Source organism: Roseateles terrae, from assembly GCF_014192155.1.
Classification (GTDB): Bacteria; Pseudomonadota; Gammaproteobacteria; order Burkholderiales; family Burkholderiaceae_C; genus Roseateles; species Roseateles terrae.
Window position 1 is genome coordinate 1 of record NZ_JACHXO010000006.1, and the last position, 21,230, is coordinate 21,230.

15 protein-coding genes are annotated in these 21,230 nt (G+C 66.5%); 10 read left to right on the forward strand and 5 right to left on the reverse strand.

The features are described from left to right. Positions 1-673: 673 nt before the first annotated feature. Positions 674-2,446 carry a phosphoenolpyruvate--protein phosphotransferase gene (gene ptsP / locus FHS28_RS16285; protein WP_088453539.1) on the reverse strand — a complete coding sequence of 591 codons (1,773 nt, stop codon included), beginning with the start codon at positions 2,444-2,446 and terminating at the stop codon, positions 674-676. Positions 2,447-2,639: 193 nt separating this feature from the next. Between ptsP and FHS28_RS16290 the strand changes: the two genes are divergently transcribed. Continuing rightward, the gene (locus FHS28_RS16290) at positions 2,640-3,491 is read left to right on the forward strand and encodes a GNAT family N-acetyltransferase (RefSeq protein WP_088453538.1); all 852 of its coding nucleotides are present in this window, start codon (positions 2,640-2,642) and stop codon (positions 3,489-3,491) included. 15 nt (positions 3,492-3,506) lie between these two features. Here the strand turns inward: FHS28_RS16290 and FHS28_RS16295 are convergent, their stop codons facing one another. Beyond that, on the reverse strand, positions 3,507-3,776 hold the full coding sequence (locus FHS28_RS16295) for an HPr family phosphocarrier protein (protein ID WP_088453537.1): 270 nt from the start codon (positions 3,774-3,776) through the stop codon (positions 3,507-3,509). Then, positions 3,773-4,183, reverse strand: coding sequence for a PTS sugar transporter subunit IIA (locus FHS28_RS16300; protein ID WP_246410252.1), 411 nt, complete (start codon positions 4,181-4,183; stop codon positions 3,773-3,775). Before FHS28_RS16300 ends, FHS28_RS16295 begins: the two co-directional genes overlap by 4 nt. Positions 4,184-4,364: 181 nt before the next feature. Between FHS28_RS16300 and FHS28_RS16305 the strand changes: the two genes are divergently transcribed. The 9 genes from FHS28_RS16305 to FHS28_RS16350 all read left to right on the forward strand — a co-directional run bounded on the left by FHS28_RS16305 (position 4,365) and on the right by FHS28_RS16350 (position 19,458). After that, positions 4,365-4,868: a hypothetical protein gene (locus FHS28_RS16305; RefSeq protein ID WP_088453536.1), complete on the forward strand. Its 504-nt coding sequence runs from the start codon at positions 4,365-4,367 to the stop codon at positions 4,866-4,868. Between the two features lie 86 nt (positions 4,869-4,954). Then, complete coding sequence (locus tag FHS28_RS16310; RefSeq protein ID WP_088453535.1) at positions 4,955-6,187, forward strand: CaiB/BaiF CoA transferase family protein; 1,233 nt, start codon at positions 4,955-4,957, stop codon at positions 6,185-6,187. Next, positions 6,184-7,095, forward strand: coding sequence for an alpha/beta fold hydrolase (locus FHS28_RS16315; protein WP_088453534.1), 912 nt, complete (start codon positions 6,184-6,186; stop codon positions 7,093-7,095). The genes FHS28_RS16310 and FHS28_RS16315 overlap by 4 nt, the downstream gene beginning before the upstream one ends. Before the next feature lie 215 nt (positions 7,096-7,310). Further along, the gene (locus FHS28_RS16320) at positions 7,311-8,699 is read left to right on the forward strand and encodes an ATP-binding protein (protein ID WP_184295046.1); all 1,389 of its coding nucleotides are present in this window, start codon (positions 7,311-7,313) and stop codon (positions 8,697-8,699) included. Between the two features lie 149 nt (positions 8,700-8,848). Then, positions 8,849-9,364 (forward strand): TlpA disulfide reductase family protein, encoded by a 516-nt coding sequence (locus tag FHS28_RS16325; protein ID WP_088453532.1) that lies wholly within the window; start codon positions 8,849-8,851, stop codon positions 9,362-9,364. Positions 9,365-9,662: 298 nt separating this feature from the next. Beyond that, entirely contained in the window at positions 9,663-11,414 is a 1,752-nt protein-coding gene (locus tag FHS28_RS16330) for an MdtA/MuxA family multidrug efflux RND transporter periplasmic adaptor subunit (protein WP_246410254.1), read from the forward strand. A gap of 28 nt (positions 11,415-11,442) precedes the next feature. Then, the gene (locus tag FHS28_RS16340; RefSeq protein WP_088453530.1) at positions 11,443-14,811 is read left to right on the forward strand and encodes an efflux RND transporter permease subunit; all 3,369 of its coding nucleotides are present in this window, start codon (positions 11,443-11,445) and stop codon (positions 14,809-14,811) included. Further along, positions 14,808-17,990, forward strand: coding sequence for a multidrug efflux RND transporter permease subunit (locus tag FHS28_RS16345; RefSeq protein ID WP_088453529.1), 3,183 nt, complete (start codon positions 14,808-14,810; stop codon positions 17,988-17,990). The genes FHS28_RS16340 and FHS28_RS16345 overlap by 4 nt, the downstream gene beginning before the upstream one ends. A gap of 7 nt (positions 17,991-17,997) precedes the next feature. Then, positions 17,998-19,458 carry an efflux transporter outer membrane subunit gene (locus FHS28_RS16350; RefSeq protein ID WP_088453528.1) on the forward strand — a complete coding sequence of 487 codons (1,461 nt, stop codon included), beginning with the start codon at positions 17,998-18,000 and terminating at the stop codon, positions 19,456-19,458. Positions 19,459-19,501: 43 nt separating this feature from the next. Here FHS28_RS16350 and FHS28_RS16355 read toward each other — a convergent pair whose 3' ends face one another. Continuing rightward, complete coding sequence (locus tag FHS28_RS16355) at positions 19,502-20,026, reverse strand: hypothetical protein (protein ID WP_088453527.1); 525 nt, start codon at positions 20,024-20,026, stop codon at positions 19,502-19,504. Positions 20,027-20,074: 48 nt separating this feature from the next. After that, positions 20,075-21,183, reverse strand: a protein-coding gene (locus FHS28_RS16360; RefSeq protein WP_088453526.1) for an IS3 family transposase whose coding sequence is annotated in 2 segments (ribosomal slippage) — positions 20,075-20,925 and positions 20,925-21,183 — 1,110 coding nt in all. Because the reading frame shifts where the segments join, the coding sequence is not laid out codon by codon here. Between the last annotated feature and the right edge of the window lie 47 nt (positions 21,184-21,230).

The window sequence follows — 21,230 nt, forward strand, 5'->3', positions numbered from 1 at the left end:
CATTCATTTTCCGTGAGCGTCTAAAGATTTAACCTTCTCAGGTTGCCTCTATTCAGACGCCCACGCTTATTGGCTGTAAATTTTTAAAGATCATCAAAGCGGCTGAGCCGTCTTCGTTGCGTCGCTGTCGACGTTTTGTTTACGTCGTCAGCAGCGCAGAAGCGAGATTATGAATCATTCTTTATCGTCTCGTCAAGCAGTCAGTGCAAAATATTTTTTACGCTGTCTGCGAGAGATTCAATCAGAACGTGGCTTTCGCCGTATTCCTGTTATTCAACTTGCTGCTTTCGCGACCTGCTGAACAACTATCTCGCTACCGTGAAACGCAGTATATCGCAGTTTTCACAGCTTGATTTGAATTTAATTTCTTTTCAGATTCAAACTCAAACCAGTCTTCTTAATCACCGCTTCGTCTTGATTCTGATCCTGCTGCCAGGCCATTCCTTTCGGGGCGCTGGGAGCAATCTCTTCTCAAACCTGCAGGCCCTGCAATATGCAGAGCCGGTGAAAACTGCCTGGCAACCTGTCTAAAGACATGTCGTAAGCAGCGAAGACCGCGAGTCTAGCATGCATTTTTGAGGCCGCACAAGAGCCGCCTGAAAAATTCACCGGATCGCCGTCATTTGGGCGGCAAGAAGTGCGGCAGGGGCGGTCCAGCGGCCGCTCCACGCCTTCAGTGCAGGCGCTGAGACGCCAGTGCTTCCAGCGCCGTCCGTCCGGGCTCTTCGCTTTCCAGGATCCGGGGGATCGCTGCCGCGAGCCGCTGCGTGTCTGCCCGCAGCACCCGCTGCTTCACCGACGGAATCTGCGAGGGATGCATGGAGAAGCAGTTCAACCCCATGCCCAACAGCAGGTCAGTGAACAGCGCGTCGCCCGCCATCTCCCCACACACGCTGACGCCCTTCCCGGCCGCGCGGGCCTGGGAGATCGACGATGCAAGCAGATGCAGCACCGCCGGATGCCAGGGGTCATACAGATGAGCCACCGCTTCGTCAGCGCGGTCAATGGCCAAGGTGTACTGAATCAGGTCGTTGGTGCCGATGGAGATGAAATCCACATGGCGCAGCAGCAAGGGCAGCATCAGCGCCGCCGCCGGCACTTCCACCATGACCCCCAGCTCCACCAGGCCATACGCCTGCCCGGCATCGTCCAGTTGTTGCTTCACCCGCCGGATGGCGTCCTGCACCTGGCGAATCTCACTGAGGTGGGCCACCATCGGCAACAGCAGCTTCACATGTCCGAATGCGCTCGCTCTATATATGGCGCGCAGCTGCTGCCTGAACATACTGGGTTCGGCCAGGCTCCAGCGGATCGCCCGCAATCCCATGGACGGATTCAGCACATGTTCATGGCGCAGTTCATTCACGCTCATGCGGTCCAGCGGCTTGTCGGCCCCCACATCCACCGTCCGGATGGTGACTGGCATGCCGCGCATGGCTTCCACCGCGGCCCGGTAGGCTTCAAACTGCTCATCTTCGCTGGGCAGCTCCCCGTTCCGGTTCATGAAGAGGAATTCGCTGCGGAACAACCCGACGCCGGTCGCGCCAGCGTCCAGGGCCGGCCCGGTATCTCCGGGCAGCTCGATATTGGCATGCAGTTCAATGCGCTGCCCATCCAGCGTGATGGCCGGTGTATGCCGCAGGCGGGCCAGGCGCGCACGTTCCAGTTCGGCCTGGCGCTGGCGGAAGCGATATTCCTCCAGCACGATGGGCGAGGGATTGACGATGACCGTGCCCGCATCTCCGTCGATGATCACCCAGTCGTCCTGCCGGATCAGGCGGGAGGCCTCGCGCGTGCCGACCACCGCAGGAATATCCATGCTTCGGGCCACGATGGCGGTATGGGAGGTCTTCCCGCCAATATCGGTGATGAAGCCCTGGAACACACTGCGCTTGAACTGAATCATGTCGGCCGGCGCAATATCTGCCGCCACCAGCAGCAAGGGATCCTCCCCGGCAAAGTCGCGGGCGACCACGGCGGCCGCACCGGGCGCCCCCTTGTCCTGCGCATGCGCCAGCGCGGACAGCACCCGCTCAACCACCTGTTCCAGATCGGCCTTGCGTTCGCGGAGGTAGTCGTCCTCCATCTCGTCGAACTGACGGGCGAGCACCTCCAGCTGCGCCGACAGCGCCCATTCGGCGTTGTAGTGCCGCTCTTCAATCCACAGCCGGGCGGCATCCACCAGCGCTTCGTCATTGAGCAGCAGCAGATGGACGTCCAGCAGCGCATCCAGTTCATGGGGGGCGTCCGGCGGCAGGTCGGCCTTGAGCACCTGCAACTCGTGGGTCACCGCATCCCGGGCTTTGAGCAGCCGGTCGAATTCAGACTCGACCTCGGCCGTGGGGACGAAATAGTGCGCCACGTCCACACGACTGGACGCGACCAGCACAGCGCGGCCGATGGCCACGCCACGCGAAACGGGAATGCCAAAGACCTGAAAGCTCATGCGCTGACTGTAGCAGCGCCGCCGGGATCCTTCAGGCCGATCTGGTCACCGCGCGCAGCCGCCGGTGTGCAGGTGTGACGGCCCTGCGGTGGCGGGCTGGCGCCTCGCTGTCACGATTCGTTCACGGCGGGGTCACTGACAAGTCACCCCGCTCCCGCAGCATCACGCCATCCCATCCGAACGAGGCTCCGCCATGAGGGATCTGCCGCTGCCGACCTTGCCCTTCTCCGATCTGCGCCCGCCCGAGGCGTCCCGGAGGTCACTTCCAGTTGCATCCCAAGGGGAGGTTGTGGCGCCTGCGCGCGCTCGCTTCCATGTGGGCTGGGCGAGGTCCGAAGAAGACGTCCGCCAGGCCCAGCGCCTGAGGTACCGGGTGTTTGTCGAGGAAATGGGCGCCCGCCTGAGCGTGCCCAAGCATGCGCCGAAGGGCCATGACGTCGACATCTTCGATCCCTTCTGTGAACACCTGTTGGTGCGTCTGCTGGACAAGCATGACCAGCCGGGTGAAGTGATCGGCACCTACCGGGTCTTGACACCGGAAGCGGCCCGCCGCGCCGGGGGCCTCTACACCGAGACCGAATTCGACCTGACCCGGCTGCGCAGCCTGCGCCCGCGCATGGTGGAACTGGGTCGCTCCTGCGTGCATCCGGACCATCGCAATGGCGGCGCCATCATGGCGCTGTGGGGCGCCCTGACCGAGTTCATGATCCGCAATGACCTGGACACGATGATCGGCTGCGCCAGCATCAGCATGCGCGATGGCGGCCACTATGCCGCCAGCATCTGGAAGCAGCTGGAAGGCCGGCACATGGCCGACATCGAATGGCAGGTGCGGCCGCGGCTGCCGCTGCCGGTGGACGAGCTGCGCCAGGACCTGACGGTGGAACCGCCGCCGCTGATCAAGGGCTACCTGCGCTGCGGCGCCCGGGTACTGGGCCGTCCGGCCTGGGACCCTGACTTCAACACCGCCGACCTGCCGATGATGATGCGCATCAGCGACCTGCCGGCCCGGTATCGCCGCCACTTCCTGGGCGGGGACGCGTAAAGCGTCCCGGGGGCGTCACTGCCCTTCGCCGAACTTGTCGTTCACCAGCGCCGTGATGGCGTCGTGGGCGGCCTGTTCGTCCTCACCTTCCGTCTCCAGTTCCACCTGGGAGCCAATGCCGGCCGCCAGCATCATCACGCCCATGATGCTCTTGGCATTGACGCGACGACCATTGCGGCTGAGGAAGACTTCCGACTTGAACCCACCTGCCAGCTTGGTCAATTTGGCCGAGGCGCGGGCATGCAGCCCCAGCTTGTTGCTGATGGTGAGCGTGGACTTGATCATGAGCAGGAACGTTCAGGCGGAGGGTGGGTCGGCTGTTCACACACGATGCCCTGCAAGCCGCCCTGGCTGGCGCGCTGCATCAGCGCCTCCAGCCCTTCGCCGGCATAACAGAGCGAACGCCACAGCATAGGCACATTCACACCTGCCAATACCTTGACCTGTTCGCCCTGCAGACGCAGCGCTGCATTGGACGGGGTGGCGCCATAGACATCGGTCAACACCAGGGTCTGCACATGTCCGGAGGCCAGGATCAGGGCCCGGGCGCGCGCTTCCACCTCGTCGGCGCCCATATCGGGCGTCACGTCCAGCACGCTCAACTGCAGCGAGCAATGCGGGAAGGTGTGCTCGGCCACCTCTTTCAAGGCGGACGCAAGTGGCGCGTGGGCGATCAATAACAAGCCGGACATGGATCCATTATCGCCATTCGTCCCATTGAAGGTGCGAGACGCGCCCGCACACCGGCCAACATAATGGGGAATGATCTTCCTGACGTTCACGGGCCGATCGCCGGCCGCCCCGCCCCCTGGAACGCGTCATCATGCGCCAGGTACAAGCCCGCGGCTGACCGCCGTCGGACTGAGGGCGCTGATGGCGCTGATGGTGCTGACCGCTTTCGGAACGGCTTGCACGCCTGCCCTGGACTGGCGGCAGGTCACGCCCGAAGGCGCCGGTCTTCAGCTGATGTTTCCCTGCAAGCCGGAGCGGGAGTCCCGCTCCCAGCCCGGCCCCTCCGGCGCCCCGATGACGGTGCAGACCGCCAGCTGCAAAGCGGGGCAAGGCCAGTACTCACTGACGTGGGTCGACCTCGGCGATGCCACCCAGGTGTCGGCCGCGCTGCAGCGAATGCGCGACCGCATGGGCCAGCTGCTGGCCCCGGGACCGACGGCTGACCTGAAACTCCGGGGCATGACCCCTCTGCCGGCCGCCGGCCAGCAACGTTTCTCCGCCCGACCGGGGGAGCCCTCCCAGGTGGTCCGACAGGCCGTGTTTGCCAGAGGTACGCGGGTCTATCAACTCCTGATGCAAAGCAGCCGGCCTGACGACGAGGCCTGGGATGTCTTCGTCAGCTCTATCGCCCTGGCGCCGCAGTGAGCGCTCCACAATCTCCGCCCATGACTTCACAAGCGACGACGCCTCCCACCTCCGCAGCCGCGGCGCCTTCCGCCCCCTCAGCGCCCATGGCGCTGCAAGGCGTGCGGGTGCTGGACCTCTCCCGCGTGCTGGCCGGGCCCTGGTGCAGCCAGACCCTGGCCGACCTGGGCGCCGATGTGATCAAGGTCGAACGTCCGCCTTCCGCCGGCCACCCGGGCGGCGACGACACCCGCGGCTGGGGCCCGCCCTACCTGAAGGACACCGAGGGCGGGGATACGTCCGAGGCAGCCTATTACCTCGGTGCCAACCGCAACAAGCGCTCGATCGCGATCGACATCGCCCAGCCGCAGGGTCAGGCGCTGATCCGGGAACTGGCGGCCCAGTCGGACGTGCTGCTGGAAAACTACAAGGTCGGCGACCTGGCCCGTTACGGCCTGGACGCTCCGGCGCTGCTGGCACTCAATCCACGCCTGGTCTTTTGCTCGGTCACCGGCTTCGGTCAGAGTGGTCCTTACAGCGACCGCGCGGGATATGACTATGCGGTGCAAGGCCTGGGCGGCCTGATGAGCGTCACCGGCGAGCGGGATGCGCTGCCGGGCGGCGGGCCGCAGAAGGTGGGCGTTGCCGTGGCCGACCTGTTCACCGGCATGTATGCGACGGTGGCCATCCTGGCGGCGCTGCGCCACCGGGACGCCACCGGCCAGGGGCAGGTCATCGACATGGCCCTGCTGGACACCCAGGTGGCGATGCTGGCGAACCTGGGCGCCAACTACCTCTGCACCGGCCAGGCACCCCGGCGAATGGGCAATGCGCATCAGAACATCGTCCCGTACCAGACCTTCCAGGCCACGGACGGCCACCTGATCGTGGCGGTCGGCAACGACCGTCAATTCGCCAAGTTCTGCGAGATCCTGGGCCACCCCGACTGGGCGCAGGACGCACGCTTTGCCACCAATGCCCAGCGTGTGCGCCATCGCGACGTCCTCGTGCCGCTGCTCGCCGAGTGCATCGCCACCCAGCCGCGCCAGCACTGGCTGACCGCGATGGAAGCCGCCAAGGTACCCGGCGGTGCCATCAACGATCTGGCGGAGGTGTTCGACGATCCGCAGGTCCACCATCGCGGCATGGTGGTGCCGATGGACCATCCCCTCACCGACCGGCTGCGTCTGGTGGGCAGCCCGATGAAGCTTTCCGCCACCCCGGTGGCGTACCGCTTGCCCCCTCCGCTGCTGGGACAACATACCGAGGCCATCCTGGCGGAACTGGGCCACACGGCCGACACCATTGCCGCCTGGCGCCAGCAAGGAGTGATTGCATGAGTCTGCCCGCGAACCCACCGAAGTCGCCAACATCGCCGACCTCGCCAAGCGCGCCGAGTTCCCCCAATGCGCCGGTTGCGCCGGCTGCGCCCAATGCGCCAGAGGTGTCGAAAGCGTCACCCGCCCCGCGCGGGGCCGCCATCGTGCTGGTCCACGGCGCCTGGGGCGGCGCCTGGGTCTGGCAGCGGGTGCTGGGTCCCCTGCGCGAGGCGGGTCACCGGGTGTTTGCGGTGAGCCTGAGCGGCGTCGGCGAGCGCGCCCATCAGCCGTCGAAGGACATCACGCTGCAGACCCATATCGATGATGTGAAGGCGGTGATCGACTGCGAGGAGCTGACGGACGTCGTCCTGGTCGGCCACAGCTACAGCGGCATGGTGATCACCGGGGTGGCGGACCAGATGCGGGATCGCATCGCCCAGCTGGTGTATCTGGATGCGGTCGTGCCGCTGCCTGGCGAATCCTGGTCCAGCCGACACACGGAAGAGACGCGGCAGCAGCGCCGGGCGCTGATCCAGGCCCATGGCCATCTGCCGGACACGCCGCCGCAGGGCATGGGCCTCAATGCCGACGACTTTGCCTGGGTGGAGCGCCGCCAGCGGCCGCATCCCGGGGGCGTCTATGACAGCCCGCTGTCCTTTGATGCCACCGCCTGGCAGGCGCTGCCCAGGACCTTCATTGACTGTAACCGTCCGGCCCTGCTGACCATTGCCGACTTCCGGAAACGGGTCCGGGAACAGCCAGGATGGCAGGTGTTCGAAATTCCGACCGGCCACGACGCGATGATCTCCGCCGCGCCTGCGCTGCTGGACATCCTGTTGCCGTTGGCGGCCTCGCAAATCGCCGCACAGGCGACTGTTTCACCCGGAACAGCGTCTCCATCCGCCCCCGGCCAGGCCTCGACGCGCTGACGCTTCCAGGCGTCAGCGCTGCCCAGGAAAAGTGCGCCATCCCACGTTCGCCAACCTGTTCGCTCTCCGCATTTCGTGAGAAATTCACGGTGTAACAGGGCGTGTCAAATGTACACCGAGTCGGGGGATGGACGCTGTTCAGCCCGCTCGGAACCATGGCGCCCTCTGACCGCGGCGGCCGATCGCGGCATAAATCACAAAAACCTCGAGAAGCCATGCCCAGCTCACCCCCGAACGCTGCAGGGACAGCCGCCGCCAATGACATGGCGTCGCGGATGAACGACGCCCAGTGGGGAGAGATCGTCCAGCAGCTGGGCGCGGAGATCGCCGGGCCGCTGAGCACTGCCCTGGAGCGCATCCAGGAGCTGATCAGCACCGGCCAGATCGACCGTCAGGGGCTGCGGGTGCTGCGGGAGTCGGTGGCCCAGGCCCGCGAAGCCGGCATGGTGACGCAGCAGCTGTCTCGTCTGGCGTCCGGGCGGCTGCGGCTCTCCCGCGAGCGGGTGCACCTGACGCAGGTGATGCGCGGCGTGCTGGCCCAGCGCAGCCGGGAAACCCAGGCGCGCGGCATCCAGGTGCGGCAGATGCTGCAACCGATCGAGATCATGACGGACGGCTCGCTGCTGTTCTCGCTGCTCAATGCGGTGATGGACTGGGCGCTGTGCAACACCCATTCATCGCTCGAGATGCGGCTGGATGTGACGCCGTGGCCGGCCAAGGCCCGGCTGGTCTGCCGGTTTGCCCACCGCTCGCTGGATCTGGGCAGCGCGCCGACGGTGACCTTGTCGGACACACCGGAATCGCTGAACTCGCTCACCTGGCGGCTCATCGAGCAGACCGCACTGACGATGGGCGTGCTGCCCCTGCGCGAAGACGAAGCGGGCATCACCCTGCTGACGCTGGAGTTTCCGCACATTGCGACCGAAGAGCGCCCGGGACCGTCCGCGGCCGCGGGAACGTCCTCGCAGTCGCCGTCTCCAGGTGGCGTGGGCGCGGCAAACGGCGGGGGTTCGGGCAGCGGTGGCAGCGGTGGCGGTCTGCGCGGCGTGTCGAGCAGCGCCAGTGGCGCCAGCGGCACTGGTGTGAGCGGCTCGGCGCACGGTTCCGCCTACACACCGTCGCACTTGCCTTCGCAATCGCCGTCGCTCACGCCCTCCTTCTCTCCGTCCCGCTCGCCCTCGGTCTCCCAACTGCTGGACCAGGGCGACTCACTGCCTGGCCACAACTCCAAGCCCTTGGCGGGTTGCCATCTCTTGATCATCTCGGCTCGCAAGGACGTGCGCCAGGAGATCCAGGACGCGGTGCGCCACATGGGACTGATCATCGACACCGTCGGATCGATGAACGAGGCTCTCGCCTTCTGCGAGGAAGGCCTGCCGCACGGCATCGCCTTCGAGCAGTCGCTGCACGGCGCCGACTTCGACCGCCTGCATGCCGACATCACCGCCGAGGTGCCCGGTTTCAGCTTCATCGAGGTGCGGGACGGCGAGCAGCCGACCCAGCTCTCCACCGCCACGCCGGACCGGCTGGCTCGCATCGCCCGCAGCAACCTGACAGATGCGTTGCCCTCGGTGCTGCTGTTCGAGCTGTCCAAGGCGATCTGATCCGCCATTCGCCATTCGCCCTGCAGTCCTGCATCCCGGCGCCTCGATCGGCTGGAGCGCGCGCCTTCTCCGAGTACCCGGTTTCGCCGCGTGTCCGGCTTTGACCGTGCGCAGGCACGGCCGGGGCGGCCTGTCCTACACTTGGGCGCATGAACAAGCTGCCTCGCTGGACTCTTCCCGTGGTGCTAGGCGTCGCCCTTGCGGCGGGCGCCGGCTTTGCTTTCAGGGGCTCGTTGTCGCGCGACACCGCCCCGCCGGTGAGTTATGTGCTGCTGGATGGCTCCCGCCACGACTCGCAGCAGGCCTGGGCCGGCAAGGTGATGCTGGTCAACTTCTGGGCCACCTCCTGCACGACCTGCGTGAAGGAAATGCCGCAGGTGGTCGCCACCTATCAGAAGTACAAGGACAAGGGCTTCGACACCCTGGCCGTGGCCATGAGCTACGACCCGCCCGCCTACGTTTCCAACTTCGCGGAGACGCGGCAGCTGCCGTTCAAGGTGGCGATGGACAGCACCGGCGACATCGCCCGCAGCTTTGGCAAGGTGCAGCTCACACCAACCACCTTCCTCATCAACAAGCGGGGCGAGATCGTCAAACGCTTTGTCGGTGAACCCGACTTCGACGCGCTGCACGCCACCATCGAGAAGCTGCTCGCCGAAGGCTGAGCCCACCCGCTTCAACCCTGGCCGTGCGCCTCCCGCGCAGGCCTCGCATCGCGACGCGGGCCTAGGGGGAAGCCCACCCCCTTTGCAGATCTTTTCCTGAGGGACACCAGGGCGTCGCCGCCCGATACTAGGGTGTACACAGGTGCCCAGCCGGTTCGGTTCCGTGGAAGGTATTCCCCTTCCGCGCGCCCTGCCGAACGAGCCAGCGGCCGCTTTTCCCCGCAGTCTTTCTGAACTGGCCCCGCCCGTGCCAGAGGGACTGCCTCGACCGTATGCCCCAGGACCCACGACGGCCCGCATGAAAACGACTCAGACCCGCCTTCCGTCTCTCTTCGTTGCCACCTCCACTGCGATGGAGGCCAATCGCCTCGCATCCGCCGGTCAGCACCGACCGCGGGTCCGATCCCAGTCCGGCAAAGCCGCCCCGTGGATCCTTGCCGTCGTCCTGCTGGCCGCTGCTGCCGGGGGCTGGTGGTGGTGGAAGGGTCGGGACGGGATGACCGGGGCGGGCGGTTCCCATGCGGCCGGTGGCGCGGGCGGACCCGGCGCAGCGTCCGGCGCCGGCGGCCCGGGCGGCCCTGGGGCCCCAGGGGGCGCCGCCGGCAATCGCCGCTTCGCCGCCAACCGCGTGCAACCCGTCTCGGTCGCCCAGGCCCGGCTGCAGGACATCCGCCAGACCGCTTCGGCCATCGGCACCATCACCGCGTCCAACACGGCGGTCGTGCGGGCGCAGGTGAGCGGCGTGCTGCAGGCGCTGCATTTCAAGGAAGGTCAGCAGGTCCAGGCCGGCCAGCCACTGGCACAGATCGACCCGCGCGCCTTCCAGGCGACGCTGGCCCAGGCCGAAGGCACGCTGGCGCGGGACAAGGCCCAGCTGGACAACGCCCGCATCGACCTGGCCCGCTACAAGGACCTGGTGGCCAAGGATGCGATGGCCCGCCAGACGCTGGACACCCAGGAGGCCACCGTCCGCCAGTTGGAAGGCACCGTCAAGGCCGACCAGGCCAGCGTGGACAGCGCCCGGCTGCAGGTCACCTACACCCGGGTGATCGCACCGATCAGCGGCCGCGTCGGCCTCAAGCAGGTGGACATCGGCAATGTGGTGCAGACCGGTGACACGGCGGGCGTGGTGAGCATCACCCAGACGCGTCCGATCGCATTGACCTTCGCGGTGCCGTCGTCGTTGCTGCCGCAGATCACGCCCCGGCTGAAGGCGGGCACGCCGATGACGGTCGAGGCCTGGAGCCGAGACGGCAAGACGCGCCTGGCGACCGGCAAGCTGGCGACGGCGGACAACGCCATCGACCTGGCCACCGACACGATCAAGCTCAAGGCCCTGTTCCCGAACGACGACGATGCCCTCTATCCCAACCAGTCGGTGAGCGTGCGGCTGCAGCTGGCCACGCTGGAAAACCAGCTGGCGGTGCCGTCCGCCGCGGTCCTGCGCGGCGCGCAAGGGTTCTACGTCTATGTGGTGAACGACGACAACAGCGTCGCCACCCGTGTGGTGCAGACCGGCGCGGTGGACGGTGACTGGACAGCCATCGACGGGGCGGTCAAGCCGGGCGAACGCATCGTCATCGACGGGGTGGACCGGCTGCGTGAAGGCGCGAAGGTCGAGGTGATTGCGGCGGATCCGAAGCTGCGGGCCGGTGCCAATGCGGCGCCACGTCGGCAGCGCGGCGCGAGTGGTGCAGGCGACGCAGGCGGTGCAGGCGGCGCCCGGGGTGCTTGGGGCGCTGCCTCCGGCGCGGCGTCCGGTGCACGCCCGGCCACGCCGGCGGATGGCGCGATGCGCCCGGGGGCCGGCGCCACGGGCACGACAGGCACGACAGGTACCACGGGCACGGCGGGAACCACCGGCCGCCCAGCCGCCGACGGCGCCAGCGCTCAGGTCAGCGCAGACCGTCCCGCCTGGCTGGACCGCCTGCCGCCGGACGTCGCCGAGAAGGTGATGAAGATGAGCCCCGCTGAGCGGGAGGCCTGGATCGCCGAACGCCGCGCCCAGCGTCAGTCCGCCCGCGGTGCCTCCGGCGCCAGCGGTCAGTGACCCCGCGCCCCGATCGAGAGTTGCGGCGATGAACCCGTCACGTCCCTTTATCCAGCGGCCGGTAGCCACCTCGCTGCTGATGCTCGCCATCCTGCTGGCGGGGTTGCTGGCCTACCGGCTGCTGCCCCTGTCGGCGCTGCCGGAGGTGGACTACCCCACCATCCAGGTCACGACGCTGTACCCCGGCGCCAGTCCGGACGTCATCTCCACCACGGTGACCGCGCCCCTGGAGCGGCAGTTCGGCCAGATGCCGGGCCTGAGCCAGATGACCTCGGCCAGCTCCGGCGGGGCGTCGGTCATCACGCTGCGGTTCTCGCTGGGCCTGTCGCTGGACGTGGCCGAGCAGGAGGTGCAGGCCGCCATCAATGCCGGCAGCAACCTGCTGCCCAGCGACCTGCCCATGCCGCCGGTCTACAGCAAGGTCAACCCGGCGGATGCCCCGGTGCTGACGATTGCAGTGACCTCGCCCTCGCTGCCGGTCATCAAGGTGCATGACCTGGTGGAAAACCGGCTCGCGCCCAAGCTCTCCCAGGTGGACGGCGTCGGTCTGGTGAGCATCGCGGGTGGCCGACGCCCTGCCGTGCGCATCCAGGCCAATCCTCGGGCGCTGGCGGCACTGGGTCTGTCGCTGGACGACGTGCGCAGCGCCATCGCCGCGGCCAACGTCAATCAGGCCAAGGGCAGCTTCGACGGCTCGCAGCGGGCTTCCACCATCGACGCGAACGACCAGCTCCGCTCCGCCGCCGAATACCAGGACCTGATCGTGGCCTGGAAGAACGGCAGCCCGCTGCGGCTGCGGGACGTGGCCGAGATCGTGGACGATGCGGAGAACCTTCGCCTGGCCGCCTGGGCGGACGTGCCCTGCGGCGCGTCCAACGATCCAGCGGCGAACGCGGACTGCGGCGCAGCCCGGGGTCACGCCGCTGACGCTTCGGGCCGCTCTGGCACGTCGGGCTCGCCCGCTACGACCGACACCGCCGCTGCATCGACCCAAGACACTGCCGCCGCGCCGCGTTCGCTGGCCCAGGGTGTGATCCTCAATGTGCAGCGCCAGCCCGGTGCCAACGTCATCCAGACGGTGGACCGCGTCAAGGAACTGCTGCCCAAGCTGCAGGCCACCCTCCCCGCCTCGGTGGACGTGCAGGTGCTGGCCGACCGCACCACCACCATTCGCGCCTCGGTGGACGACACCCAGTTCGAACTGCTGCTGGCGATCGTCCTGGTGGTGATGGTCATCTTCATGTTCCTGCGCAGCGCCAGCGCCACCCTGATTCCCAGCGTGGCGGTGCCGCTGTCGCTGGTGGGTACCTTCGGCGTGATGTACATGGCCGGGTTCTCGATCAACAACCTGACCCTGATGGCGCTCACCATCTCCACCGGCTTTGTGGTGGACGACGCCATCGTGATGATCGAGAACATCGCCCGCTTCGTGGAGGAAGGCGATTCGCCGATGGAGGCGGCCTTCAAGGGCTCCAAGCAGATCGGTTTCACCATCATCTCGCTGACGGTCTCGCTGATTGCGGTGCTGATCCCGCTGCTGTTCATGGGCGACGTGGTGGGCCGCCTGTTCCACGAATTCGCGATCACGCTGGCGGTAGCCATCCTCATCTCTGCCTTTGTGTCCCTGACCCTGACGCCGATGATGAGTGCCCGGCTGCTCAAGCCGGAGAGCCAGCACCAGCCGTCGCGCCTGGGCCGCTGGACCGCCGACCGGTTCGACCGGCTGATCCAGTCCTACGGCCGCGGCCTGAACTGGGTGCTGGACCGTCCGGCGCTGACCCTGCTGGGCTTCTTCGCCACGTTGGCGTTGACCGCGCTGCTGTATGTGCTGGTGCCCAAGGGCTTCTTCCCGGTACAGGACACAGGACTGGTGCAGGTCATCACCGAGGCGACGCAGACCACCTCCTTCGATGCGATGGGGGAGCGCCAGCGCCGTCTGGCCGAGGCCTTCCTGAAGGACCCGGATGTGGACCACATCACCTCCTTCATCGGGGTGGACGGCTCCAACACCTCGCTGAACACCGGCCGCATGCAGATCACCCTCAAGCCGTTTGCGCAGCGGCACAGCAGCGCGACGGAAGTGATCGCCCGGCTGACCGAGGTCAACCGGCGGGTGCCCGGCATCACCGCCTACATGCAGCCGGTGCAGGACCTGACCATCGAGGACCGCGTCTCCAAGACCCAGTACCAGTTCCTGATCAGCTCCCCCGATGCCACCGACCTGGCGACGGCCAATGAAGCGCTGCTGACGCGTCTGCGCGCCCTGCCTCAACTGACCGATGTGGCCAGCGACCTGCAAAACCAGGGCTTGCAGGCCTGGGTGCAGATCGACCGGGAAGCGGCGGGCCGTCTGGGAGTGACCGTGGCGGCCATCGACACCGCGCTCTACAACGCCTTCGGCCAGCGGCTGATCTCGACCATCTACACCCAGTCCAGCCAATACCGGGTGGTGCTGGAGGCCGGGCCGGAGTTCCGCACCGGCCCGCGCGCGCTGGAGAGCCTGTATGTGCCGGGCAGCACCACCACCACCACCAACGGCGTGAGCACCACCACCTCGGTGCAGGTGCCGCTGAGTTCGGTGGCGCAGATCCAGGAGCGTCCGGCGGCGCTGGCCATCAACCATGTGGCCCAGTTCCCGGCGGCCACCATCAGCTTCAACCTGCCACCGGGCGTGGCCCTGGGCGACGCGGTCAAGGCGATCAAGGCCGAGCAGGCGCAACTGGACCTGCCGGTGAGTGTCGAGACCAGCTTCCAGGGCGCGGCCGAAGCCTTCAGCAATTCGCTCTCCAGCACGCTGCTGCTGATCCTGGCGGCGGTGGTCACGATGTACATCGTGCTGGGGGTGCTCTATGAGAGCTACATCCATCCGCTGACCATTCTTTCCACGCTGCCTTCCGCCGGGGTGGGTGCGCTGCTGGCGCTGCTGCTGGGCGGGCTGGACCTGGGCATCATTGCCATCATCGGCATCGTGCTGCTGATCGGCATCGTGAAGAAGAACGCGATCATGATGATCGACTTCGCGCTCGAAGCCGAGCGCGAGCAGGGCATGGCGCCGCGGGATGCCATCTACCAGGCCTGCCTGCTGCGCTTCCGGCCCATTCTGATGACCACGATGGCGGCCCTGCTGGGCGCCCTGCCGCTGATGCTGGGCACCGGGGTCGGCCATGAGCTGCGGCATCCGCTGGGGGTGACGATGGTCGGTGGCCTGATCGTGAGCCAGTTGCTGACGCTGTTCACCACGCCGGTGATCTATCTGGGCTTCGCCGGTCTGGCGCAGCGCTGGCGGGACCGGCAGTCCCGCAAGGCGGGCCGCCCGACCGGTGAGGCTGCGAGGACTGGCGCTGTTGCAGGTGCAGGTGCAGGTGCGCCTTCGGCCGACGACCAGGGGGCGCGATGAACATCTCCGCGCCTTTCATTGCGCGGCCGGTGGCGACCACGCTAATCACCATCGGCATTGCGCTGGCCGGCATCCTGGGCTTCCAGCTACTGCCGATCGCGCCTCTACCGCAAGTCGACTTTCCGACGATCTCGGTGTCCGCCTCCCTGCCGGGCGCCAGCCCGGACACGATGGCCGCCACAGTGGCCACCCCGCTGGAGCGGGCGCTGGGCAGCATTGCCGGGGTGACGGAAATCACCTCGCGCTCGTCCCAGGGATCGGCCAACATCGTCCTGCAGTTCGACCTGAGCCGGGACATCAACGGTGCCGCGCGCGACGTGCAGGCGGCCATCAATGCCGCCCGTTCGCTGCTGCCGACCGGCATGCCCAGCAATCCCACCTACCGCAAGGTCAATCCGGCGGATGCGCCGATCATGATCCTGGCGCTGACTTCGCAGACCCTGAGCCGCGGCCAGATGTATGACGCGGCTTCCACCGTCCTGGCCCAGCGACTGGCGCAGGTGGAAGGCGTGGGTCAGGTGAATGTGGGCGGTGGCGCGCTGCCGGCCGTGCGGGTGGAACTCAACCCCGACAAGCTGGCCGCCAACGGCATCTCCCTGGATGCCGTGCGCACCGCCATCAGCAGCACCAATGCGAACCGGCCCAAAGGCTCGGTGGAAGAAGACGGCCGCTACTGGCAGATTGGCGCCAATGACCAGGCCCGCACCGCCGCGGACTATGCGCCGGTGGTGCTCTCCTACCGCAATGGCGCGGCGCTGCGGCTGCGCGATGTCGGCGAGGTGGTGGATTCGGTGCAGGACGTGCGCAACTACGCCGCCTCCAACCGTCAACCCGCGATCCTGATGTTCATCCAGAAGGAGCCGGGCGCCAACATCATCGAGACGGTGGGCCGCATCCGCGAGCTGCTGCCGCATCTGCAGGCCTCGATTCCGCCGTCCATCGAGCTGAAGGTGATCAGCGACCGCACGCCCACCATCCGCGCCTCGCTGGAGGAAGTGGAACGGGCGATGGCGGTGTCGGTGGGGCTGGTGATTCTGGTGGTGCTGCTGTTCCTGCGCAGCTGGCGGGCGACGCTGCTGCCAGCGGTGGCGGTGCCGGTGTCGCTGGCGGGCACCTTCGGCATCATGTACCTGTGCGGCTACAGCCTGGACAACCTCTCGGCCATGGCGCTGACGGTGGCGACCGGCTTCGTGGTGGACGACGCCATCGTCGTGCTGGAGAACATCTCCCGCTACATCGAACAGGGCTATGCCCCCCGGGAGGCCGCACTCAAAGGGGCCAAGGAAATCGGCTTCACCGTCATCTCCATCAGCCTCTCGCTGGTGGCGGTGTTCATTCCCATCCTGCTGATGGGCGGGGTGGTGGGCCGGCTGTTTCGGGAATTCGCAGTGGTGCTGTCGGCGTCGATTCTGGTGTCGATGGTCGTCTCCCTGACGACCACGCCGATGATGGCTTCCCGCGTGCTGCGCGCCCGCAAGGAGACGGCGCCATCAGTCCCGACGCGCCGCCCCTCGCGGCTGGCGCGCTGGGCGGGCGGCTTCAGCCGGGGTCTGTCGCGCGGCTACCGCCGCAGCCTGATGTGGACGCTGCGTCATCAGCCGGTGGCGCTGCTCTCGCTGCTGGCGGTGGTGGCGGTGAACGTCTACCTCTATGGCGCCATTCCCAAGACCTTCTTCCCTCAGCAGGACACCGGTGTGCTCTTCGGCGGCGTGCAGGCCGACCAGGGCAGCTCCTTCGGCATGATGCGGGCACGGGTGGACCGGTTCATGGACATCATCCTGTCCGACCCGGCGGTGCAGAACGTCAACGGCAGCACCTCCGGCGGCAACTCCGCCAATTTCTACATCACCCTCAAGCCGCTGGCCGAGCGCAAGATCTCGGCCGACGGTGTGGTGAATCGCCTGCGGGACAAGATGGCGCATGAGCCGGGCGCCAACCTCTTCCTGGTGCCGGTGCAGGACATCCGCATCGGCGGCCGGCAGTCCAATGCCCAGTACCAGTTCACCCTGCAGGCGGACGACCTGGAGGTGCTGCGCACCTGGGAACCGCGGGTGCGCAATGCGCTCTCGCAACTGCCCGAACTCACCGACGTCAACACCGACCAGCAGGACAAAGGCATCCAGACCACGCTGGTGATTGATCGTGAAGCGGCGGCGCGGCTGGGCATCACCGTCAGCAACATCGACACCACGCTGAGCAACGGCTTCAGCCAGCGGCAGGTGGGCGTCATCTACAACCCGCTGAATCAGTACCGGGTGGTGATGGAGCTGGCGCCGGACTACCTGAAGGGCCCGGAAACGCTGAAGAAGCTGTACGTGACCAGCAGCAGCGGCGCGCAGGTGCCGCTGTCCGCCTTCACCCGCGTGGAGACGACCAACACGCCGCTGTCGGTCAACCATCAGGGCGGCACCCCGGCGTCCACCATCAGCTTCAACCTGCCGCCGGGCGTCTCACTGTCGCAGGCGACCGACGCGATCAACAACGCCATGGCGGAGCTGGGTGTGCCGGTGTCGCTGCGCGGCACCTTCGCCGGCACCGCCAATGCGTTCCAGGACGCGCTGAAGTCACAGCCGCTGCTGATCGGGGCGGCCATCATCGCCATCTATCTGGTGCTGGGCATGCTGTATGAGAGCCTGGTGCATCCGGTGACCATCCTCTCCACACTGCCCTCGGCCGGGGTGGGGGCGCTGCTGGCGCTGATGATGTTCAACACCGAGTTCTCGATCATTGCGTTGATCGGGGTGATCCTGCTGATCGGCATCGTGAAGAAGAACGCGATCATGATGATCGACTTCGCCATCGCCCGGCAGCGCACCACGGCGCATCTGTCGGCGGGCGCGGCGATCTTCCGGGCGGCCAAGCTGCGCCTGCGACCCATCCTGATGACCACCTTCGCGGCCATCTTCGGGGCGGTGCCGCTGGCCGTGGGCAGTGGCGATGGTGCCGAGTTGCGCCAGCCGCTGGGCATCGCCATCGTCGGCGGCCTGATCCTGAGCCAGTTGCTGACCCTCTACACCACGCCGGTGGTGTTCGTGCTGATGGAGCGGCTGCGCCAGCGCCTGCTGCGCCTCCGTCTGCGACTGCGTCGCCGCTCGTCCGGGGCCGGTCCGTCGTCGGGCCCCACACCGCCTTCCGCTTTGTCTGCCGAGCCGCCTGCGGCTCCGTCCCTCCAGGGTTGAGAGATCCATGAAGATCCGTTGCTTTGATTTGACTGCTGTTTCCGCCGCCCGCGCGCCGGCGCTGGCATTGCTGACCCTGGCGCTGGCGACCGCACTGGGCGGCTGCGCCATCACCCGGAAGGATCCACCCCCACCGGTCACCGCGCCGGCCGAGTACAAGGAGACCGACCTCTGGCGTCACGCGCAGCCCGGCGCGGCGGAGGCGGTGCCCCCGTCCTGGTGGACCTTGTTCAATGACCCGGTGCTGAACGACCTGCAGGCGCGACTGGTGATCGGCAACGAAACCCTCAAGGTCTCGATTGCGCAGGTGGCCAGCGCCCGCGCCGCGGTGGACGCCAGCAGTTCGGCGCTGCTGCCGTCCCTGTCCCTGGGGCTGAGCGGCACGCGCAGCGCGAGCCCGGACGGCAGCGTCAGCGGCGGCTCGATCAGCCGCGGGCCGACCAACAGTGCGCAGCTCTCGCTCAGCACGAGCTGGGAGGCGGATCTCTGGGGTCGTCTGCGACTGGCCAGCGAAGGGGCGCAAGCCACGCTGCAGGCGAGTGCGGATGACCTGGCGGCCGCGCGGCTATCGGCGCAGACCACTTTGGCGCAGAGCTATTTTTCGCTGCGCACGGCCGAAGCCCAGGAGGCGCTGTACGAGCGCAGCGTGAAGTCGTATGAGCGCTTTCTGTCGTTGACCGAAGCGCGGTATCAGGGCGGCGTGGCGGCCCGCAGTGATGTGCTGCAGGCGCAGACGCAATTGCGGTCGGCGCAGGCGCAGCTGCTGGAGACGCAGGCCACCCGCGCGCAGCTGGCGCACGCCATTGCGGTGCTGCTGGGGCTGCCGCCGTCGGCGCTGGAGCTCAGTGCCAATGCCACCTTGCCGGCACCGCCGGGGGTGCCGCGCATGGTGCCGTCCGAGCTGCTGGAGCGGCGCCCGGATATTGCGGCGGCCCAGCGACGGGTGGCGGCGGCCTATGCGCAGATCGGGGTGGCGGATGCGGCGTTTTATCCGTCGCTGTCGTTATCGGCGAGTGGGGGCTATCGCAGCAGCACCTTGTCGAATCTGGTGAGTGCGCCCAACCTGTTCTGGTCGATCGGGCCTTCGCTGGCGCTGTCGATTTTCGACAATGGTCAGCACAAGCTCGCCAGTGCGCAGGCGCGGGCCAGTGCGGATTCGGCGGTGGCGACCTATCGGCAGACGGTGCTGACGGCGATGCAGGAAGTGGAAGACAACCTGATCCTGGCGGACCGGCTGGCTCGCGAGGCGCAGTTGCAGCAGGAGGCGGTGGACTCGGCGCAGCGCAATCTGGGGCTGGTGACGGAGCAGTATCGGGCCGGGACGGTGAGCTTTCTGGAAGTGACGACGGCGCAGAACAGTGCGTTCAGCGCGGAGGCGTCATTGCTGTCCATCCGGAATCGGCAGCTTGCCGCGGTGAACCTGCTTCTGAAAAACATCGCTGGCCGCTGGATGCCAGCATCGGGCTGAGACGCGAGTCCGCGCGAGCGACGGGTGAAACGATGCGCGCGAATCATTTCTCCCGGCATTGATCCAGAAGTTCACGGATTTTCCTGTCGTAGATGCTCTTCGCCGACGCCGATTGCATGCCCTTGTCCAGGATTAGCCGCTTTCCGGCAGGTGTCGCAGCGAACGTTTCTAGCTCCCGATACTCAGCATCTGAAAACGTGGGCAATGACTCTGGCGCTCTTTCGCCTACAGCGAGATAGATCTGAAGCAGTCCGTACTTTGCATACTTTTCGCCGACCGGTGTCGCGAAGAACTGGTCTGCCGCAGACAAGTCCTGAGGTGCGAGGACGGAGGTCATAGCCTCGTTCACGGCGTCATGAAAGGCGGTCGGCTTAAGAGCCTGAATGCATGCCGCTTGTCCACTTGAAGTTGTCCCTTTCCGCTCTCCATGCTTCGCTGACAGTTGCATGCCCAGCAACACACCCTGAGCAAAGAAATCTGCAGCCACGGACTGGGCATTGGCCGCGACAGTTGCGGCGCCGAGAACGAATGTGAGAAAACCTTGAAGAAGTGAAACTCTGATCATCATTCATCTAACGTTTGAGTCCATCTGACCTGCTCGGTTTTTTCGAGCCAGTTATTCCTGTAAGACGGCTCGGTTGGGGTGAGTGGGATTGTGCAGCTTGAACTCATGCGGGGTCATGTAATTCAAGCTGCTGTGGGGGCGTACGGCGTTGTAGTGCCGGCGCCAGGCTTCGATGATGACGGAGGCCTCCCTGCGCGATCTGAACCATTCCAGCGACAGGCATTCGTCGCGGAATTTGCCGTTGAAGCTCTCGTCGGCCCCGTTCTGCCAAGGCTTGCCGGGGTCGCTCAGCGCAGTCGCAATGCCGGCCTGGGCGATCCACTCCAGGATGGCGTGACTGACGAATTCCGGGCCGTTGTCCGAGCGCATGAACAGCGGCGCGCCATGCAAGCTGACCAGTCTGGACAGCACCTCAACCACCCGCTTGGATCGAATCGAGCCAGCCACGTCGATGGCCAGACACTCGCGGGTGTACTCGTCGATGACCGTCAGGCATTTGATCTGCTGGCCTTCGGCGGTGGTGTCGAAGACGAAGTCGTAGGCCCAGACCGTGTTGGCCTTGAAGGGCGTGAAGGCCCGGGGCCTGCCTGTGGCGATTCGCCTGCGTGGCCGCTTCTTGGGCAGCAGCAGCCCCGCCTGACGCCACAGCCGGTGCGTGCGCGACCAACCCAGCTCGAAGCCTTGGCGACGCAGAAATATCCGGATACGCCGGTATCCGTAGCGCGGATATTGCGCCGACAGCGTTCGCATCGCTTGCATGACCGGGCCATCCTTGGCCGGCAGGCGCAACTCGTAGCTCAGCGACGAGCGGGAGATCTCGATCAGCCCGCAAGCCCGGCGCTGCGACAGACCTCGCTGGCAGGCGAAGTTGACCTGTTCGCGCCGCGCATGCGGGCTCACCATTTTTTTGCATTGATCTCCTTGAGCACCTCGATGTCGAGATCACGCTCGGCCAGCAGCTTCTTCAGACGGGAGTTCTCCAACTCCAGCGCCTTCAGGCGTTTGACGTCGGCCGCTTCCATCTGTCCGAAGTGCTTGCGCCAGGCATAGATCGTGGGCTCGCTGACCTTGTGTCTTTTCGCGGCCTCGGCCACTGTGGTCCGGTCTGCCTCGCGCAGGATCGTGACCATCTGCTCTTCAGTGAATCGGCTCTTTCTCATGGGCTCCTCGTGGATTGGGAGCCATCTTCCTAGAAATCATTGGTCCG

Coding starts and splice junctions, on each gene's coding strand:
- ptsP (WP_088453539.1), bottom strand. CDS start 2,446: ATGAGCTTTCAGGTCTTTGGCATTCCCGTTTCGCGTGGCGTGGCCATC.
- FHS28_RS16290 (WP_088453538.1), top strand. CDS start 2,640: ATGAGGGATCTGCCGCTGCCGACCTTGCCCTTCTCCGATCTGCGCCCG.
- FHS28_RS16295 (WP_088453537.1), bottom strand. CDS start 3,776: ATGATCAAGTCCACGCTCACCATCAGCAACAAGCTGGGGCTGCATGCC.
- FHS28_RS16300 (WP_246410252.1), bottom strand. CDS start 4,183: ATGTCCGGCTTGTTATTGATCGCCCACGCGCCACTTGCGTCCGCCTTG.
- FHS28_RS16305 (WP_088453536.1), top strand. CDS start 4,365: ATGGCGCTGATGGTGCTGACCGCTTTCGGAACGGCTTGCACGCCTGCC.
- FHS28_RS16310 (WP_088453535.1), top strand. CDS start 4,955: ATGGCGCTGCAAGGCGTGCGGGTGCTGGACCTCTCCCGCGTGCTGGCC.
- FHS28_RS16315 (WP_088453534.1), top strand. CDS start 6,184: ATGAGTCTGCCCGCGAACCCACCGAAGTCGCCAACATCGCCGACCTCG.
- FHS28_RS16320 (WP_184295046.1), top strand. CDS start 7,311: ATGCCCAGCTCACCCCCGAACGCTGCAGGGACAGCCGCCGCCAATGAC.
- FHS28_RS16325 (WP_088453532.1), top strand. CDS start 8,849: ATGAACAAGCTGCCTCGCTGGACTCTTCCCGTGGTGCTAGGCGTCGCC.
- FHS28_RS16330 (WP_246410254.1), top strand. CDS start 9,663: ATGAAAACGACTCAGACCCGCCTTCCGTCTCTCTTCGTTGCCACCTCC.
- FHS28_RS16340 (WP_088453530.1), top strand. CDS start 11,443: ATGAACCCGTCACGTCCCTTTATCCAGCGGCCGGTAGCCACCTCGCTG.
- FHS28_RS16345 (WP_088453529.1), top strand. CDS start 14,808: ATGAACATCTCCGCGCCTTTCATTGCGCGGCCGGTGGCGACCACGCTA.
- FHS28_RS16350 (WP_088453528.1), top strand. CDS start 17,998: ATGAAGATCCGTTGCTTTGATTTGACTGCTGTTTCCGCCGCCCGCGCG.
- FHS28_RS16355 (WP_088453527.1), bottom strand. CDS start 20,026: ATGATGATCAGAGTTTCACTTCTTCAAGGTTTTCTCACATTCGTTCTC.